Source organism: Streptomyces sp. MP131-18 (assembly GCF_001984575.1).
GTDB lineage: Bacteria > Actinomycetota > Actinomycetes > Streptomycetales > Streptomycetaceae > Streptomyces > Streptomyces johnsoniae.
The window spans coordinates 4405035-4422133 of record NZ_LZNS01000001.1; the positions used below are offsets into that span (position 1 = coordinate 4405035).

A 17099-nucleotide genomic window follows, 5' to 3' on the forward strand; every position below is an offset into this window, starting at 1 on the left:
TCCGGTCCGCCGTCGCTTCCGCGCGGCGGGCTGGGCGCTCCACCCTCCAGAACACTCTGGCCGAGGAAGCCGTCCATGTCTGACCTGACCACGTTGACCAACCGGCTGGACCCCACCGCCGTCACGGTGGCCGCTTTGGTCTGCGGCACGCTGCTGACCCTGGCGCTGATCTGGTCCGTCTCGCTCGTGGTGCGGCAGGTCACTCGACGCCGCACTCGCCGCGCGGGACAGCTCGACGCCATGACCCCCGAGCAGATAGACGAGCTGCGGACCCGGGAAGACCGGCGCCGCGCGGACATGACGACCTACGCCGCCGCCGTCATCGCCTCCGGGCTGTCGCTGGTGGGCATGTGGCCCGTTGTCGGTGTCGCGGTTGCCGAGTCCGGCCTGCCGCAGGTACTCCACACCCCGGCCGCCGTCGCGCTGCTCGGATTCCTGGAGGCCGCGGTGCTGGCCTCCGGCCGCCGCGCCCGAGCCAACGTCCGTGTCACCGGCTCGACCGGCGTGGACGGTGCCGCGCTGTGGATCATCGTCGCCTTCTCCGCAGTCGTCGCAACCACCCAGGCCCAGAGCCTGACCGGCGCCCTGGTCAAGGCCGGTGCCCCGGTCGTCGCGGCCTGGATGTGGGAGCGGGGACTCGCCCCCGAGCGCCGCGCCTACCGGGGCGAGAAGCCCGCCGTCCACTGGCGGCTGGGCCTGCGCCGCGTCGCCGTCGCGCTGCGCCTGGCCGATCCGGAGGAAGCTGACTTGGCAGTGCTCGCCCGCGCCCGCCGCCTCGGTCAGGTCGCGAGCCACATCGTGCGCGCCAAGCGCCGCCGCCGACCGGCACGCCGCTGGTCCCTCCTGCGTGCCGAACGCGGCCTCATCCGCTCCGCCGCACGCGGCGACTTCACCCGCGAAGGCGGTGCCCTGACCTTGATGGATCACATCGGCCTGCGCGCCGCCGCTCCCCATCTTGTGGAGACCAACGCCCCTGTCCCGCGCGACCTGTTCGGCCTGACCGGCGGGCCCGCCCTAGCTGAGGTGCCCTCATCCACCGAACCGGCCGTGCACGCGGAGCCGACGGCCACCGGCGACGCGCCGGAGAGCCCGGAGCTCCCGGAGAAGCCAGCGGAGAACGACGCGGAGAACGGGGAGAACGGGGAGAACGGCCTGGAGAATCCGGAAGAGTCCCCGGAGAACGGCGGAGACACCTCGGAGAACGCCGAGAAGCCCAAGCTGACGATCTTCCGGTTCACCAACGGGCGCGAGGCCTACACCTCGGCCGAACTGGACACCGCCCGGCGGCTCTTCGCCGAGTACGCGGAGAGGTCCGGCACCCGGCCTCCCGTCAACGTCGTGGCCAAGGCCATCAACCGCCGCTGGGAGCGGGCCAAACGGGTTCACGACGCCGTGATCGCCGAGCTCTCCCAGAGCGCCACATGAATCGAAAATTCGATCGAATGTGGAGCGGTCCCGGTAGTAGGTTGGCAGCCGCGCCGGGACCGCTCCCTCCCAAAGGAGCAGTCTCATCATGACCGTCACGTTCCTGCCCCACCAGCAGGCCCCGGCATCACTCCCCGCTTCGCCCGAACCGGAACACCACAGCGACCCGAGCCTCTCCCCGCTGCCGCCGGAGTTCGGGCCCATCGACGTGCACTCGTCGATGCCCGGCTGGGACGAGGCCGCCGTCCGCGACGAGCTGCTGCGGCTCCTGGGCATCCGGATCGCCCCCGAACCCGGAGGCGGGTGGTGACCATGACCGCCGATCAGCACACACCACCACACAGCCCAACATCGTCAGAAGAGACTCCGACCACCCCTCAGGCTCCACAGCCGCCTCCCCAGCCGGACTACGAGCCGGACATCCACAAGCGCACGCGCACGCTGCGTGGCGACTGGTGGCGTATGCGCAATCCCGTCCCGGAGACCGCCGGGGAGGCGGCGGAGCCGACACCGTACGCCTCGCCGGCTGCGCCGGAGAAGTCGAGCACCCCCACTCCGCCGGAGTCGGCGCCCGGCTGGTGGGGGGAGGTGTACGACGACGCTCTCGGAGACACCTTCACCGCTACGCCCGAGCCCCCGGCGACAGAACAACAGACGGATGAGGCGCCGCGGCAACCGGACACGACCGAAGACCCACCGGCGGAGAAGACACCGCCCGGAGACGGCGAACACAGGCCACGGCTGGGTCGCGTGCTCTCCGGCACCGCGCCCCATCGGCGATGGCACGGCCCCACCCAGGACGCCCTGTTCGACTGGTGGGGTCGCCGCGACCGACGTCAGCGGTTCGTGCTTCTCAACGGAACGGCCGCCGCCACCGGCGCCTACTCCCACGGGGCCTTCACCGGACAGTGGGACGTCGGTCTGCCGCAGACCGTTCTGGCCTGGATGCACGACGCCGCCGCCTCCAGCGACGAGCCGGCCACACCCCTGATCCTCGGCGGCTTGGTCGCCCTCACCGCCGCCGTCGTCGGCGGGATCGTCAGCGCCACCCTCAGCCGCTGGGTTGCTCAACTGCCGCGGTTGTGCGCCGCCTTGCACTGGGCTCTGGTCCGCGTCCCCGTCGCCTCTGCCGTCACCGCCATCCTTCTCTACGAAGCGTGAGGACCACCGTCATGCCGCACACTGTCACCCCCCTCGCCGCCGAAGGAGACCTCACCGAAGCTGTGGGCGCCATCTCCGCCTCCGGCATCGCCCTGATCCTGGTCATCACCCTGATCTACGGCGTCATCGGAAAGGGGAGGCGAAGGCTCGCCTCGGGCCCGGCACAGGCCATCGGGATCTTCGCCGAGCTCGCGTTCCTGCGCGCCAACTCCTTCTGGCGGGACATCGGCGAAGCCATCCAGTCGATACCCACCGGCATCTCCACCAACGCCGAACTCGGCAACCCCGGTATGGCCACCGTCTGCGCCGTACTGATCGTCCTGTCCCTCTTCGCACGTCTGGTGCCCGCCTCCGGTGCCCTCATCGGACTGCTCATGGGCGCCGCCTTCGAAGCATCGGACGGAAGCATCTGGCAGGCCATCGTCAGCATCTTCTCCGTGCCCTTCGGCCTCCTCGGAGCCTGACCGTGAGCCTGTGGGAAGAGATCAACATCTTCCGCGGGGCGAGCGAAGTCCCGCCCATGCTGGTGCGCTCCACCCGCGTCATGGCCGTGGTCGTCGCGGCCGTGGCGCGGGGGGAGAAGGTGCGCGCCGCTGTGGCGGAACGTGCCCCCGCCATGCCTTCCCACAGGCCCACGAAGGCGGCGGCGAAGAACGCCGGCACAGAGACGAAGACGCCCACGAAGAGGGGAGCGGGAGCCGGAGAACTCACCGCGAGACTGCTGCTCCTGGTGGTGCTTCCCGGATACGTGCTGATCTACCTCACCGGCGAACGGCCCTGGCTGTGGTACGTCTACGGCGGCGCCTGGCTATTCGGCTGCTTCATGATCGCCGCCATACGCGGTGACGGACCCTCCGAGGTGCCGGCGGAGAAGTCCGCCAGGCGTCGGCCGCAGGCGGAGAAGGCCTCGACGGCGCCGGTGAAGGAGGGGGCGGACACTTCCGAAGAGCACGCCACCGAAAACGATCATGAAATGGCGGAATCGGGGGAGGGGTACCAGGAAGCCGAGCACGACGCCCCGGCGGCCGGTGAGCGAGAGCGGCGTATCAGGATCATCCAGGACCGCGTCGAGGAGCTCGTGGCCGCCGCCGTGCACGAGGGTAAGAAGGGCGCACGCACACTGGACATCCTGGCCGCATTCCAGGCTCGAGGCGGCCTCCACGGTTGGGAGGAAAAGCCGTTCCGAGAGCTGCTGCGCAGCATCGGAATCCCCATCCGCGACCAAATGTATTTCAAGATCAACGGAGAAAAGACAAACCACCCCGGCGTGCATGTAGAAGACCTGACCGAACACCTCGGTCGCGCACCACTCCTGCCCGCGCATCTCGTGCCCGACCTCACCCCCGTACAGGCTGTAGAACCCACCTCCTCGCCGGCCCCCCTCCCGGTCCAGAACGCCCCCCCGCGTGGGGAGTGAGAGGGAGCAACCTAACGGCGCCGTCCCGCGGACCTCGCATGGGCCGCTCCCCTCCCCCGTCCCATCCACCCCCGTAGCCCTACCTTCTACCTCTCCACTACCACGCTTACCAGGACAATCCAGGCGTCGTGTGTCCGGCTGTCACCCCTCCCCGCTACCGTCAGAACACGGCGGCACACACCAGGAGGAGAAGCCGATGGCCTGGCGCTACGAGTGCGGCGACTGCGACAGGCGCACCACATGGATGGGGCGCGCTGACGTGGAAGACGTCCGCCACCAGCACCACGACACAGCCCACAGAGGGAAAGCCCCCGCGAAGGAGCGCTTCACCTCCAACGCGGAACGGGTCGCGGACAACCCTCGCCAGCTCGTATTCGTGCTCGTGATTGGAATCCTGGCAGCAGTGGTCTGGGTGTTCGACTCCATCACCTGAAACGACGAGGAGACATGCACACCTCCGCCGAACCTCCCCGCACCGCACGGACGACCCGTGAGTGCGAGCCGCGCGCCCGTACCCTCCGCCTGATCCGCCCCGAACTCTCCGATGCCGCCGACCCGTCTCTGGCCCACCTGAAGGTCGCCGAGGAGGTGACCGGCCAGTGGCCGCAGCCTCTTGGAGCCTGGGCGTCGTCGAGTTGAACGACGGCGACCGCTGGGCTACCGCTGTCATGCAGCCCGACGACGAAGCCCAGCACGGCGAACTCGCTGTCCGGTTCAAGGTCGCCGGACTCAAGCGCAGCAGCGCCCGAGAGTGGCACGCCGGTCTGTGGCCTCCCACCCGATGCACCATCACCGTCGTGAATGGCCACCTGATACAGATGCACACCGGACGCTCCCGGGTGCTGTGCGACCCTCAGCCGGTCTCCCAGGGCTGGCAGCAGGCAGCCGCACGCTGCCGCGTCGTCCTCGCCCTGGCACCGCCGGGCACCTGGTCGCCTGACATGCCGACGGCCGAACTGGGCACCACAGCGGACCGAGGCCGTCTGCTGGACACGGCGGCCGAGGGCCGGACGCTGCTCGTCGGCCTCGCCGAGGTCCGCAACACATGGGAGCCGTACGGGAGGCGATGGTGACGTCCGCCGCTCCCGACCCGTCGGCCAGATCAGCCAGGCACCCGGGCCCCACCTCGCGGCGCCTCGGCCGTCACGCCTGTTCTCCGCGCACCGGAAAACCCGGAGGAGCGGGGGAGACTTCACGACGGGACCAGCGGGACGTCACCCGGCCGCGGACGTCGATTGGCAGCAGACGAGCAACGTGCTCGACGCGAGTTCCCTCTCCGCGTTCCGCAAGGATCTGCTCGCCGCACGCCCGCTCCCTGGGTTGGCCCGAGAGCTCGCGGAGAGGACTCGGCTTCCGGAGAACTGTCGGAGAACCGCTTCCCGGAGACCGCCGGAGAGCTTCTCCGCCCCACCGGTCAATCAGCGGCGTGGACCTTCCCGACTGGGCCTCTCGGAACAAGCCATGTGGTAGTCCCACCTCAGCCGGACAACTACACATCCACCCTTTGAGGGCACGCTATGTGACTAGACTGCGGGCTCGTGATCCCTGATTCCAGCTCCGAGTCCGCCCAAGCTGCTGCGCTGCGCGGCAAGATGGTTGACGAGGTCCTTGAGTGGCGTGCCCTGCTGAAGCTGTCTCTGTCGAGCCAGGTCGAGTCCGTGCTCCGCGCCGTGCCCCGACATGTGTTCCTCCCTGGACTGCCTCTTGAGGAGGCATACGCGCAAGATGCCCCAGTCATGAAACGGGATGAACGTGACACCATCATCAGCTCGGTCTCTGCGCCGAAGATCATCGCGTTCATGCTCGACCAGCTCCGTGTAGAGCCTGGCCACCGGGTGCTGGAGATCGGCAGCGGAGGTTACAACGCGGCACTCCTGAAGGAATTGGTCGGCCCGGACGGCAAGGTCACCACACTCGACATCGACCAGGACGTCGTCGACCGGGCCCGCAAGGGGCTCACCGCGGCTGGCTACGACGACGTGAACGTCGTCTGCGGCGATGGAGAGTTCGGTGCCGAGGACTTCGCGCCATTCGACCGGATCATCGTCACCGTCCAAACCTGGGACGTCCCCCCGGCCTGGGTGGAGCAGCTCGTCGAAGGCGGCCGGCTCGTCGCTCCCTTCCGGATCATGCGAGGACAAACCCGATCTGTGGCGTTCGAGCGCGACGGTGACCATCTGGTGAGCCGGGGGTACGAGCTCTGCGGCTGCGTGCCCATGCAGGGCGCAGGGGAGAACCGGGAACTGCTGATCCCTCTCCACGGTGAGGAGGTCGGCCTGCGGGTGGACGACGGTCAGCAGGTCAACGCCGAATTGCTGCGCCAGGCGTTCGCCCAGCCGAAGGTCGAGGCGTGGTCGGGAGTGACCGTTCCCCGCATGACACCGTTCGATGACCTCTTCCTGTGGCTGGCCTTCGCCGCGCCGAACTTCTGCCAGCTCGCGTCATCGGACGCGGCCATCGACAAGGGCCTGATTCCCCGCTCCCACCGGGCTCCGACGATCTACAACGAGGAGAGCTTCGGCTACCTCATGCTGCGGCGCATCAACCCAGAGGACGGCCTGTCGGAGTTCGGCGTGCACGCCCACGGCCCGAGCGCCGAGAAGATCGCCGAGGAGTACGTCACGCAGATCCGCGCCTGGGACGACCGCCGCTCCGGCCCTGGACCGCGCTTCGAGGTCCACCCGGCCGGCACGCCAGATGACCAGCTCACCCAAGGACGTGTCGTGGAGAAGCGGCACACGCGGGTCACCATCTCCTGGCCTTCGGTCGCGAGCACGGTCGAGAATTAAGGTCGCCAACACTCCAAGGGAACAGAAGACCATCGTGATGGAGGACAATGAATCCCGTGCGTCAGCACTGCGCGAGAGACTGATCGGCGAGCTACGCCAGTGTGAGGACATCCGCACCGGCCGGATTGCGACAGCCTTCGCCGCGGTGCCGCGGCACTGCTTCATTCCCGAGGTGCCGTTGGAGGAGGCGTACGTCAACGACGCGGTGACGACTAAGCGGAATGAGCGCGGCAAGGCCATCAGCTCCGTCTCCGCGCCCTGGGTGCAGGCCAGGATGCTGGAGCTGTCTGGGCTGGGGCCTGGAATGCGGGCGTTGGAGATCGGGTCCGGCGGCTGCAATGCCGCCCTGATCGCCGAAGTCGTCGGTGAACACGGCGAGGTCGTCAGTGTTGATATCGACCAGGAGGTCACCGACCGCGCGACGAAGCTGCTGGCAGAGACCGGCTACAACGAGCGGGTGCGGGTGCTGTGTGGGGACGGCACCTACGGAGCTGGCGAGGTCGCCCCGGAGGAAGGCTTCGATGCGATCATCGTCACCGCCCAGGCGCCCGATCTGCCCCCTGCATGGTTTGATCAACTCGCCGAGAGGGGACGGCTGGTGGTCCCGCTCAGCTTGCGAGGTACCTACTACGTGTGGGCCTTCGAGCACGAGGGTGGACATCTGCGTAGTCGTGGGCGGACGTCGTGCGGCTTCGTCGGTATGCAGGGAGACAACCGCCACGGCGGGCGCACTATCGATCTGAGCGGTGAGGACTTGCGGCTGGGCCTTGATGAGGACCAGCAGGCCGACGCCGAGGCGCTGCGCTCCGCTGTTGCCTCCTCCCCGCAGTACACCGTGTGGACGGAGGCGATCTTGCGTGGCAACGAAGGCGTGCTGCCCTCCCTCGACTTGTGGCTGATCGGCACCCTCGATCCCAGCGCGCGGTCGCTCTACGCCAGCACCAAGGCTGTGCACCACGGCCTGTCCGGCTGGAACGTCGCCACCATCGCGACCTGGGAGGGTGCCACCCTGGCGTACATCACCATCCGCCCGGACCCGACAAGCGGCGGCTCCGAACTCGGCGTGCACGCCTACGGCCCCGACCGCGAAGTGCTCGCCGCACGGCTCGCAGACCGCATTCGCGCCTGGGACGCCGGAGGGCACCGGGGTTCGGTGGAGCCGACCGTCCGCGCCTACCCGATCAGCACCCCTGGCGATCAGATCCCACGAGGTCAGATCGTCACCAGGCGCTACTCCCGGTTTGTCATCTCGCTATAGCGCGAGGCTCTGAGGGAAGAGACCGACAGTGCTTCCAGGTTAGTGAGCCTTCTGGTACGCCTCGCGGACGTCGGAAGGTACTCGGCCGCGGTCGCTCACCTGGTAGCCGTGCTCTTTGGCCCACTCGCGGATCTTGGATGAGTCTTCGACCGGCGTCACCTGACGAGCGCCGCCGGCAGCTCGCCGGCCGCGTCCCAGCTTCCGTCCGTTCTCCATGAAAGGCCCGAGCACTTCCAAGAGCCGGTCGAAGGATTCGGGTGCCAGATCGACCTCGTACTGAACCCCGTCAACGGAGAAGCTGTGTGTGCGAGCCTCGTCCGACTCCTTGCCGGTGAGGTCGTCCGTGTAGATGATTACGGTCTTTCGTGCCATGAGGGAAGGGTACAGCAGCTCGGACGACCTGAATTCAGTCTCTGAAGATGAGCTGCCTGGCTGTCGCCGCCATGCGCCCCTGCACGGCGGAGGGCAGACCTATGCGGTTCCAGTGGAAGATCACGTGATGGGCTAGCACGGCGCGTAGACCTCGGGTGAGAACGCCGGAACGTGAGAGTTTGTCGAGGGTTTTTCCCGCGTACTCGAAGGCGGCTATCCACTCGCCGGCGAATTCCAATGAACCGCCGTTGACCAAAGTGCTTGTGGAGCTGGTATCGACGGTCATGAGCTTCTTCAACGCGCCTGTGATCGAAGGCAGCGGCTTCGGTGGGGAGCCATCACCATGGGGGCGGACGCCGACCACGCGGTCCCATACGTCGCCGCGTTCGAACCACTCCAGACCTGCGCTCCTCAGCAAGGCGCTGCACAGGAGTACGGACAGCTCACGGCGCTTGTCGTCGTGATCGCTGGTGTCTCGTCCCAGGTGGTCAAGGATGTTGCGGCTGTCCTGATGGAACAGTTCATGTGCGGTGGCGATGCCTTGAGGGCCGCCGAAGGCGTACGTCTCGGGTTCATAGATGGTGGAGATCCAGCTTTTCAGGGCGGCGTGCCGCTGCATTTCTGCCAGCAGGTTCTCTACGTGGAGGTCCGCCTCGTTGGCGGAGGAGCTGTCTGCGGGGCGGTAACGGAGGCGGAGCTGCTTGCCCTTGCGGATGAAGAACCAGCTGTTGATAGGCCCGGGCGTCTCCGCGGCCTTCATCCCCGGGCCCAGACGCGCGACTGCTGTCGGCTCGACATGGTGGTGTTCGGCGAAGGTCAGAATCCGTTGCTGCCAGGAGTTGCGCTGGTCGTTGGGCTCGCTCATGTCGGGCTCGTCCCTTCGGATGCGTCAGGTGAGGAGGAGGAAGGCGTCCCAGCCGGAGGCCGGCGCCGTGCCGGTGGCGGCGGTGTGGAGTGCGAGGGCCAGGCCGGCGTCTCCGGTGAGTAGGCCCAAGCTCTCGCTCGGCGCCTGGTGGTGATCGAGGAGGAGGTGGAGCAGGCGCGGGAGGTGGGCGGCGAGAGTGGGGGTGGTCGTGTCCGCGGCGGCGCGCCAGACGGTCTGGAACAGGCCGGCCGTGCCGTGGCAGAGGCTGCGGTCCGTGATGTGGGCGAGCTGGTCCGGGTCGGACAAGCAGCCGAGGAGAGCATCTTCGGCCATCCGCTGACGGGCGAGGTCCCCGGTGGCGATGCCCGCGAGTTGCTGTGCGCGAGCGAGGCCAGGGGTGCCATAGCACCAGGAAGGCCGCCAGGGGCCCGGCTGCGCAGGCTTCTGATTGCGCACCTCGTCTCGAGTGATTGTCTCCGGCCACCACGGGCCGAAGGGGTGATCTTGGCGCCAGGTGTCCAGCCAGGTGCAGATGCGTCCGATGGCGCCGGCGTGGTCCTCAACGACGAGGCCGCTTCGCAGGGCGAGGGACAGGAGCGCCAGAGGACCGGTGATGCCGTGGGCGATGCCGAAGTTCCCGTGGCCGCCGGGGAACACAGGTAACGGCCGGCCGGTAGGGGCGAGGTCAGTCCACCAGCCGGGCAGGTCTTCGCGGTCGGTGGCGAGCGGTTCGGTGAGTCGGACGAGGTACGCCAAGACCTCCCGCGTGAGATCGTGGTGCGGGTCGGTGCGCAGGAGATAGACGCCGATGCCGGTCAGCCCGTAGAAGGTGTCGAACTCCCGGAACGCGGGCTGGTCGCCTCGGTCGATTCGGGCGTGGGCCTGGGCGAGGCGGCGGCGCGCGAGGGCTTCGACGCTGGCGTGCAGTGCGGCGTGGGCCTTGGCGTATCTGCCGGATTCGGCTGCTGCGTGGATCGCGAAGGCGAGGGCGGGGGCGCCGAATAGCAGGCCGGCGTTGGGACCGGTGTTGAGCGGGGCGCGCACGGCGGTTGCAAGCCAGGCGTGTGCCGTGTCCCACCTGCCGAGGCCGGCGCGGGCGCGTTCGATGTGCAGCAGGGCGACTCCGGCGGCGCCCTTGGAGAGAGACTGCGGACGCCCTTGTTCTGCCGGGTCTGGGGTGCGGCGCGGTGGAGTGGTCAGTCGGTCGGCGATGGTGTCAGCTGCGGCCTGGGCGCGCTGTTGGTGCCACTCGGTCACTGGTTCCGCCTTGCCGTGCGGGCGGTCCGGGAGAGGGACGCGGAGCGGGCCAGTCGGTAGCAGAGGCGTTCGGCGTCTTCGTCGCTTCCGTTCATGCGGAGGTGGTGAAGGTGGAGCAGGGAAGCGAGCACGGTGTCGGGATCGGCGTCGCCGGTGTCGGAGAGCCGGTCGCGGTAGGTGGCGAGTGCCCGTCGTCGGCATGTCCACGCCCCGGTGATCTCGTCGCCGCCTGGGGCGTCTCGGAGGGATGCCCATTCGTTGGCGGGGTCGGCCAGCCGCACGGCCGTGTCGTGAAGGTGACGGGCGGGCGCCGGGACAGGGTCGTTGGCGACGTTGGTGAGCAGCCAGCGCGTTCCGCTATGGACGCTTCCGGTGAAGCTGACCGCCATGTCGACGAAGCTGGCTGCGGTGAGGGCGTAGGGGTGGGTGCCGGCGGTGGCTGAGGCGTGGGTGAGCTGGGCTGTGGCTGCGATCGAGTCGGCGGCGAACACGTCCTCGGCGGCGGCCATCGTCGCGCCATGTCCGTAGCGGCCGGTTTCCGGACGATAGGTGTCCACCTGCATGTCACGGAGCAGCCCGAGCCGTCGCAGGTCGGCTGCCCAGGCACCGATCCGCTGAAGTGCCGGGCCGTACGCCTCGGGGTGGGGCAGGCGGAAGCACAGTCTTATGTGGTGTTCAGGGACGTGGTACCGCAAGTACCACCACTGGCGGATCTCGTCGCAGTCGGAAACCAGGCCGGGCACGTGGCTGGTGAGGATGTCGCCCTGCCGGTCCGGGTGACCGTAGAGCTTCACGAACAGCCACTCCGAGGTTCCCGGCAGACGCCCGTGCTCTCGGTCGGCGGTGATGGACGCGGTCAGGCGCGGGGGTGGCCAGGCCCGGGGCGCGGTGGCCGCCAGGGGAACGACGATCTCGTGTGCGCGCCCGTCGAACCACCCGTACGCCTCCGGGGCGGGCGCCTCGGTCAACGTGGCGTGCCCCTTGCTGTCCAGGTGGGATCGCAGCAGGAACAGGTGGGCGGACTCATTCAGGTTGAGGAGGATGCGGCGGTCATCCTCACCGAGGTACACGCTGCCGGGGAAGTGGAGCCGCTGCTTCGAGGCGGTGAACTCGTCCACCCACTCCGCCCACGTCGCCGTCCGCCCTGGTAGGTCAGTGCTGGTCAGCCGCCACCGCGCAGGAGAGAGCACCGTGCGGCCGTACCGGACGCGCGGCAGGAACGGAAGCCGGCTTGCGGCTCCCCAGGAGAACGGCGCCAGGGCAGCGACCCGTGCCTTGGGGATTTCGCACAGGAACCGAAGAAGCGGATGCGCGGCGCGTGGGAACTCCACGGCGCTGAAGACGATGGGCTCGATCGTTCGCCGACGGGACAGCGACACCAAGTAGAGCCGTTGGTCATCACCGCCCACCGCCAGATCGTCAAGCGGCACCAGACCGTCGCCGGATTGGTGTTCCGCCAGCGAGATCACGGACGGAAGGACCGCCGTGCTGCGCGTGACGTTCTCCGTCCGGATGAAGAGGGGTGGGCACGAGACCTGCGCCGGCAGAGCACTTCCGTCCACGGTGGGGAGGCTGGCGTGCATGTCGACCAGCCGGTGCCGGTCGGCGTCGTCGAACAGGTCGAGGAACCGACCGCTCATGGTGCCCGCCGCCCGGGACACGCTGGCGACGACGAGCCGGAACTCTCCGCGGTCCAACGCCTCCGCGGTCCGAGCATGGACGTGGAAGGACAACTCGGCATGGGGTGTCCACTGAGCGTGCGCGATCTCCGGGCCGGCCAGGATGGATATCGCCTCGTCATCGAGGACGGCTTCGCCGCCGCCCTCCGTCGCGGCCCGCTGCGCCAGCGCCAGGAGGTGAACCTCCCGATCGGGCAAGCCCTGGGCGGGCGGGTGGTTGAGCGTGTCTCGGTAGCCGGCGGGGAAGCCCAGCCCGGTGTCCGGGTTCACGATCTCGCGGACCGGCACCAGCGCACCGCTTCCGTACCGGTCAAGGAAACGACGGTGGTAGTCCTTCCAGCCGGGGAATCCCGACGGATACGGAGTCAGGCGGGCCAGGGCCGAAGCTGCCCGCTCGGCTTCGCGCGCGACGAGCTCCGGCAGGATCAGCCCGCAGTCGAGTCGAAGATCCACCGCCAACGATCGGGAGACCTCACTAGAACCCGCGGTCAACCTCCGGACGACGGAGGCGCTGAGGCTGCGGCGCTCGTCGGCGGGCGCGGCGTTGTGCTGGGACAGCTCCCCGCGGACCTCGCGCAACTCGCGCATTACCACGGCACCGATCGAGTCGGCGTCGGCCAGGGTGAGCTGTTCGACGAGGTGGCCCAACGGGTCGGTGACGGTCATGGGAGCGCGCAGGCTGGTGAGCAGGATGCGCTGGGCCACCAGCTCGGCGAGCATCCGGTCCACGACCCCCGGCGAGGCCCGGGGGAAGTCGGCGGCCAGCTTGTCTGCCAGATCGCCGAACAGGACCGGCGCCCCCGCTTCCCGCATGGCCGCTGCCACCGCCCTGGTGTAGCGCACCGACACTTCGCCAGTCGACCGTCGGGAGGCATCAGAGGCCTGTTGCTGGAAGGGGAGCACCAATCGGCTGCCCCGCACGAAGCACAGGTTGCTCGCCATGACCGGGACACGGCGTAGCAGCTCAGAGCACTGTTCCAAGCGCCTGATCGTGTTCTCCAGCCAGACGGCATCCACGCGCGCCACGGCGCTGTGATTCTCTCCCCATCGCACCCGTGGAGACGCAGCGAACCGGACCGGGGTCACTCCGGCGAACAGTCCGAAGGGCGTCGCCCGGCTCGTCATCCGCAGCAGATAGCGGACCACGGAGACCACGACGCGGCGCACCTGGCGTGGCTGCTGAAGGGCCCCCTCGCACAGAACACTCACGCGACGAGTCAGGACCGGGCTCGCTGCCTCGATGGCTTCCGCGACTGGGGTCAGCGACCATATTCGCTGGAGCCAGCAACGCCACCGTTCCGCGTCCGCGCTGGTGTTGCCGTTCAGGTCTGGCCAGGGTGGCAGTTCGAGGTGGCGTGTGTGGGTGGCGGCCCGAGCGTGGGCCGCATCAACAAATTCGTACAACCGCAACGCTCTCCCAGGGTTCGCACGTAACGGAGGACCCGACGCCGAAACCGGGGGAGAGGGGTATTTCGACGCCGGGTCTGGTTAACCGATTGTCGTCGTCTTAGCCGGCGCTCGGGCAGGTGGTACCGGCGCTGTCTTGGGGCCCGCCGCAGTTGTCATCTGTGTCGGGATTCTTTTCTTCTTCATCCGGCTCGGATGCGATGAAGCTGACATCAAGGTCGAATTCCACGTCATCCGTTATCAGAGCGTCCATTCATTTCCTCCTGTGGGAAGGGATATGGTGGAACCTGTCCTGAGGGTGGGGTGTTGTTGTCCGTCAGGGCCAGGAGATTGTGACCCGCGTGTGTCGTTTATTGACGACACGTCCCTGGGTGAGGTGGTCATCTGGCGTGTCAGCCGGATAGACCTCGAAGCGTGCTCCAGGCCCCTGGCGGTGATCACGGTCCCAGACGCGGAGATGTTCGGCGAATCGGTTCGCGACCTCTTCGGCATCCGGGCCGTGGGCATATACGCCGAACTCGAACGTGGTTTGCTTCTCATCAACCGCTCGGGGAAAGGCGCGATAGGCGAAGCTGCCGCCCTGAACCAATGCCGGAGTAGCGACGCGCCAGGACGGATGAACCAGCCCCTGCGCGATCGCTTCCTGTGTCGCCTTAAGGATGCAGAACTCGTCCTCGACGGTAGCCAACCATAGGTCCTGTTCATCCATGAGTTCGCCTCGGCGGGCCGTCACCCCGGACCAGGCTTCCACCCTCGGCTGCTTGAGCGCGGCACGAAGGCTCTCGGCGTCAAAATCGTGCTTCCGGTCCACCCGAAGGTACACGTCTTTCTCCTGAAGGCGGACAACCTTCAGTCCGCGTGCCCCGGCACCCTGCATCGGCACGAAGCCGCACAGTTCGTAGCTTCCGCTCACCAGACGATCACGTGTGCGTTCGAACGCGATCGATCGGGTCAGGCCGAGAACCCGGAACGGGACGACCAGGCGTCCATCCTCGGCGAGCTGCTCCACCCAGGCCGGGGGGATGTCCCAGGAATCCACGGTGACGATGATCCGGTCGAACGGCGCGTACTCCTTGGCCCCGACCTCACCGTCGGCACACAGTGCCCGCACGTCCGCGTAGCCAGCCGTCGCCAGACATGTACGGGCCCGATTGATCACATCCTGGTCGATGTCGATCGTGGTGACCTCACCGTCCGGACCGACCAGCTCACGCAGCATCGCCGCGTTGTACCCCCCGCTGCCAATCTCCAGCACGCGGTGGCCAGGCTCGATGTCCAGCTGGTGAAGCATCCCGGCCATGATCTTGGGGGCGGTGACTGAGCTGATGACGACACCGTCGTCATCCCGTTTCATGACCGGCGCGTCCTGCGCGTATGCATCCTTCAGTGCCAACCCGGGGAGGAACGCGTGCCGGGGAACCTTCCGCATCACCGCCTCGACGTGACCCGACAGCGACCGGTTAAGCGCGGCACGCGATTCCAGGATCGTGTCAACCATCTGGTTCCGCAGTGCGGCGGCATCGGAGGCGGAGTCTGAAGTCATGGGATGAAGTGTAGTCACGCAGTGTCCTCTCCCCGAGTGAAAACAGTAATGAGGCACGGGAGGTTGGCTGCGCCGGCATGGTTGCGTCGCGCGGACTCAAAGCTCTGCTTGCATGGCTTCCCCGGCGACGAGCGGCCTGCTGGCCGCAGTCTTGAACAGCCGTCCAAAGCCGTTGACGGCCCGTCCACATGCCTGGCGGCTTTGCGCCGTCCGCGCCGTCGCGCTCGGCCAGCTGCGTAGCAGGTCACGACACCTACGCTCGGGTGTTTCGTCCGTGATACCGCGCGGATAATCAGTTGAGGTTAAAAGTACTGCTTAGTAGCCTCCTGCTCGGGTCTATGCCTTGCGCATATGGCCTGGTCGGGAGCGCGTATCGGCAGCCGCCCTCCGAGCCCCCGGCGCCTGGCCCCTCGCCTCCATGAAGGTGGGGGGTCACTTCTTGAATGGGGGCACCACGGCTGTGCCCGGACGGGATGGGGTCGTTTCGCCGCCAGCTGAGGAAAAGCTCAGAAGTCGCCCTTTGTGCCTGAAGCGTTGGCGGCGGCCTCGGCGAGGGCCAGGGCGGCGCCTCAGCGACCGCGCATGTGTGCGTCGTGGTCGGCGTGGGGTCCCAGGCCGACCTCAACGCGGCGTGCGTCCAGCTTGTCGATCTCGGCGATGGGGCGCGGACGCATCCCTGCGCCGTCCCCGTTGTCGAAGTACTGAGTTCCATACAGCTGAGGACGTTCTTGTGCCACGAGGCATCGATCCGTGAGGTAGGCCAGGTGCCAGGCAGAGGCGTCACCGCATGCCACGGCCTCGGCGAGGAGTTCTCGCGCGTGGCATTGGAAGCCTCCATCGGCATCAGCGTGCTGGGCCAGGAGCCAGGCCGCCTCGGCCGCCTCCGCGCCCACCAGGGTGATGCCGGGCCATCCGTGCATGGCGACGACGCGTTTGAGGAAGGCGGTGTTCTCGGCGTCGATGATGCGCAGACGCTCAAGCAACTCGGCAGGCCATGGCCGCGTCCCCGGGAGCAACCCGCGCACCTCCTGGTCCATGTTCCTGCGACGCACCAGTTCCGCAGCGATCTCCGAACCCGAGCTGAGCCCGGAGCCCCCGAACTCGTCAGGCTTCGCCATCACGTCTCCCCATCGTCTATGCCAACGTCCTGACCAGACCCTGCCCGCTCAGCTCAGCCGTTCCTCTTCCCGCGGCTGCCACGCCGGCGTCAGACGGGGAGCCCGAAGACGGGGGAGCTGTGACTTCCTCGGCAACACCGTGGGCGTTCCCCTCCGTCAGGACGCCAAGGCTTCGCCGACATGCCCGCCTGGTCGGGCGGCTGGACGACGCGTCGGCCGCGGTTGATCGCCGGGCACTCCCTGTCTGGCCTGTGCTGCCCACGGACGTCCATCGTGGTGGCGCGCCAAACACTCTTTGCTTTACGCCAGCAAACTAAGCAGGTCAGAGCTGGTCTGCGCGTGAGTGTGGCGTGAGCGTGGCGTGAGCGGACGCCCTTGGATGAACCTCTCCGAGGCTCGCTCTGCTGGATGAACCGAACTGCCTACGGGGCGCGCCCGCGGCTGTATACCCTGGTCAGGGCGCATTTCCGCTGGCAGGCGGGCCAAGCCGCCTTAGCTCAGTCGGCCAGAGCGACGCACTCGTAATGCGTAGGTCAAGGGTTCGATTCCCTTAGGCGGCTCCGGCAGCCCAGGTCAGATAGCGTCTGACCTGGGTTTTCTACTGCTCGGGGCATGACGCGTCATACGGCCGGGGTGCCGTGCAGTGGTTTGTGTGAGCGGAGGGGCCGCGAGTTCTGCTTCTTGGGCTTCTTCGGCCTGTCCTTCTTCTTGTCCTCGGCCTGCCTCGAAGAGATCGCTCACCTTGCCGGGGTGCGGGCAGGAGCCGTCCTCCTGAGTGGAGACCGCCCGCTCGGCCTCCTGCCGCTCG

At 67.9% G+C, this 17099-nt stretch carries 16 protein-coding genes and 1 tRNA gene; 10 read left to right on the top strand and 7 right to left on the bottom strand.

The genetic code is table 11. From position 1 onward, the window contains the following. Positions 1 to 75: 75 nt before the first annotated feature. From STBA_RS19985 to fxlM (STBA_RS20025), 9 genes are all read left to right on the top strand, one after another. On the top strand, positions 76 to 1425 hold the full coding sequence (locus tag STBA_RS19985) for a hypothetical protein (RefSeq protein WP_077060568.1): 1350 nt from the start codon (positions 76 to 78) through the stop codon (positions 1423 to 1425). A gap of 88 nt (positions 1426 to 1513) precedes the next feature. Continuing rightward, positions 1514 to 1735, top strand: coding sequence for a hypothetical protein (locus STBA_RS19990; protein ID WP_077060569.1), 222 nt, complete (start codon positions 1514 to 1516; stop codon positions 1733 to 1735). A gap of 440 nt (positions 1736 to 2175) precedes the next feature. Beyond that, positions 2176 to 2586: a hypothetical protein gene (locus tag STBA_RS19995; protein ID WP_077060570.1), complete on the top strand. Its 411-nt coding sequence runs from the start codon at positions 2176 to 2178 to the stop codon at positions 2584 to 2586. 11 nt (positions 2587 to 2597) lie between these two features. After that, positions 2598 to 3050 carry a hypothetical protein gene (locus tag STBA_RS20000; protein ID WP_077060571.1) on the top strand — a complete coding sequence of 151 codons (453 nt, stop codon included), beginning with the start codon at positions 2598 to 2600 and terminating at the stop codon, positions 3048 to 3050. Positions 3051 to 3106: 56 nt separating this feature from the next. Beyond that, the gene (locus STBA_RS20005; RefSeq protein ID WP_143659540.1) at positions 3107 to 4003 is read left to right on the top strand and encodes a hypothetical protein; all 897 of its coding nucleotides are present in this window, start codon (positions 3107 to 3109) and stop codon (positions 4001 to 4003) included. A gap of 196 nt (positions 4004 to 4199) precedes the next feature. Continuing rightward, complete coding sequence (locus tag STBA_RS20010; RefSeq protein WP_077060573.1) at positions 4200 to 4436, top strand: hypothetical protein; 237 nt, start codon at positions 4200 to 4202, stop codon at positions 4434 to 4436. Positions 4437 to 4602: 166 nt separating this feature from the next. Beyond that, positions 4603 to 5076 carry a hypothetical protein gene (locus STBA_RS20015; RefSeq protein WP_077060574.1) on the top strand — a complete coding sequence of 158 codons (474 nt, stop codon included), beginning with the start codon at positions 4603 to 4605 and terminating at the stop codon, positions 5074 to 5076. Between the two features lie 465 nt (positions 5077 to 5541). Then, entirely contained in the window at positions 5542 to 6792 is a 1251-nt protein-coding gene (gene fxlM, locus STBA_RS20020; protein ID WP_077060575.1) for a methyltransferase, FxLD system, read from the top strand. Positions 6793 to 6829: 37 nt separating this feature from the next. Continuing rightward, positions 6830 to 8050, top strand: a complete 1221-nt coding sequence (fxlM, locus tag STBA_RS20025; protein ID WP_077060576.1) for a methyltransferase, FxLD system — start codon at positions 6830 to 6832, stop codon at positions 8048 to 8050. A gap of 39 nt (positions 8051 to 8089) precedes the next feature. Here fxlM (STBA_RS20025) and STBA_RS20030 read toward each other — a convergent pair whose 3' ends face one another. From STBA_RS20030 to STBA_RS20055, 7 genes are all read right to left on the bottom strand, one after another. Further along, positions 8090 to 8422, bottom strand: coding sequence for an Lsr2 family protein (locus tag STBA_RS20030; protein ID WP_077060577.1), 333 nt, complete (start codon positions 8420 to 8422; stop codon positions 8090 to 8092). A 34-nt stretch (positions 8423 to 8456) separates the two neighbouring features. Beyond that, positions 8457 to 9287, bottom strand: a complete 831-nt coding sequence (locus STBA_RS20035; protein WP_077060578.1) for a thiopeptide-type bacteriocin biosynthesis protein — start codon at positions 9285 to 9287, stop codon at positions 8457 to 8459. Between the two features lie 24 nt (positions 9288 to 9311). Continuing rightward, on the bottom strand, positions 9312 to 10544 hold the full coding sequence (locus tag STBA_RS20040; RefSeq protein ID WP_077060579.1) for a lanthionine synthetase C family protein: 1233 nt from the start codon (positions 10542 to 10544) through the stop codon (positions 9312 to 9314). Next, entirely contained in the window at positions 10541 to 13633 is a 3093-nt protein-coding gene (locus STBA_RS20045; protein ID WP_107485081.1) for a lantibiotic dehydratase, read from the bottom strand. Before STBA_RS20045 ends, STBA_RS20040 begins: the two co-directional genes overlap by 4 nt. Positions 13634 to 13730: 97 nt before the next feature. Continuing rightward, positions 13731 to 13883, bottom strand: a complete 153-nt coding sequence (locus STBA_RS36655; protein ID WP_107485082.1) for an FxLD family lantipeptide — start codon at positions 13881 to 13883, stop codon at positions 13731 to 13733. Between the two features lie 63 nt (positions 13884 to 13946). Then, positions 13947 to 15173, bottom strand: coding sequence for a methyltransferase, FxLD system (gene fxlM / locus STBA_RS20050; protein WP_077060580.1), 1227 nt, complete (start codon positions 15171 to 15173; stop codon positions 13947 to 13949). Between the two features lie 569 nt (positions 15174 to 15742). Then, positions 15743 to 16291, bottom strand: coding sequence for a DUF6624 domain-containing protein (locus STBA_RS20055; RefSeq protein WP_077060581.1), 549 nt, complete (start codon positions 16289 to 16291; stop codon positions 15743 to 15745). Positions 16292 to 16777: 486 nt separating this feature from the next. Here STBA_RS20055 and STBA_RS20060 point away from each other — a divergent pair. Next, positions 16778 to 16851, top strand: a tRNA-Thr gene (locus STBA_RS20060). The last annotated feature ends 248 nt before the right edge of the window (positions 16852 to 17099 follow it).

Bases quoted from the DNA above. Each gene is read 5' to 3' on its own strand.
- STBA_RS19985 (WP_077060568.1), top strand. From the start codon at position 76: ATGTCTGACCTGACCACGTTGACCAACCGGCTGGACCCCACCGCCGTC.
- STBA_RS20010 (WP_077060573.1), top strand. From the start codon at position 4,200: ATGGCCTGGCGCTACGAGTGCGGCGACTGCGACAGGCGCACCACATGG.
- STBA_RS20005 (WP_143659540.1), top strand. From the start codon at position 3,107: ATGCTGGTGCGCTCCACCCGCGTCATGGCCGTGGTCGTCGCGGCCGTG.
- STBA_RS19990 (WP_077060569.1), top strand. From the start codon at position 1,514: ATGACCGTCACGTTCCTGCCCCACCAGCAGGCCCCGGCATCACTCCCC.
- STBA_RS20035 (WP_077060578.1), bottom strand. From the start codon at position 9,287: ATGAGCGAGCCCAACGACCAGCGCAACTCCTGGCAGCAACGGATTCTG.
- STBA_RS20030 (WP_077060577.1), bottom strand. From the start codon at position 8,422: ATGGCACGAAAGACCGTAATCATCTACACGGACGACCTCACCGGCAAG.
- fxlM (WP_077060576.1), top strand. From the start codon at position 6,830: ATGGAGGACAATGAATCCCGTGCGTCAGCACTGCGCGAGAGACTGATC.
- STBA_RS20055 (WP_077060581.1), bottom strand. From the start codon at position 16,291: ATGGCGAAGCCTGACGAGTTCGGGGGCTCCGGGCTCAGCTCGGGTTCG.
- STBA_RS36655 (WP_107485082.1), bottom strand. From the start codon at position 13,883: ATGGACGCTCTGATAACGGATGACGTGGAATTCGACCTTGATGTCAGC.
- fxlM (WP_077060580.1), bottom strand. From the start codon at position 15,173: ATGACTTCAGACTCCGCCTCCGATGCCGCCGCACTGCGGAACCAGATG.
- STBA_RS20000 (WP_077060571.1), top strand. From the start codon at position 2,598: ATGCCGCACACTGTCACCCCCCTCGCCGCCGAAGGAGACCTCACCGAA.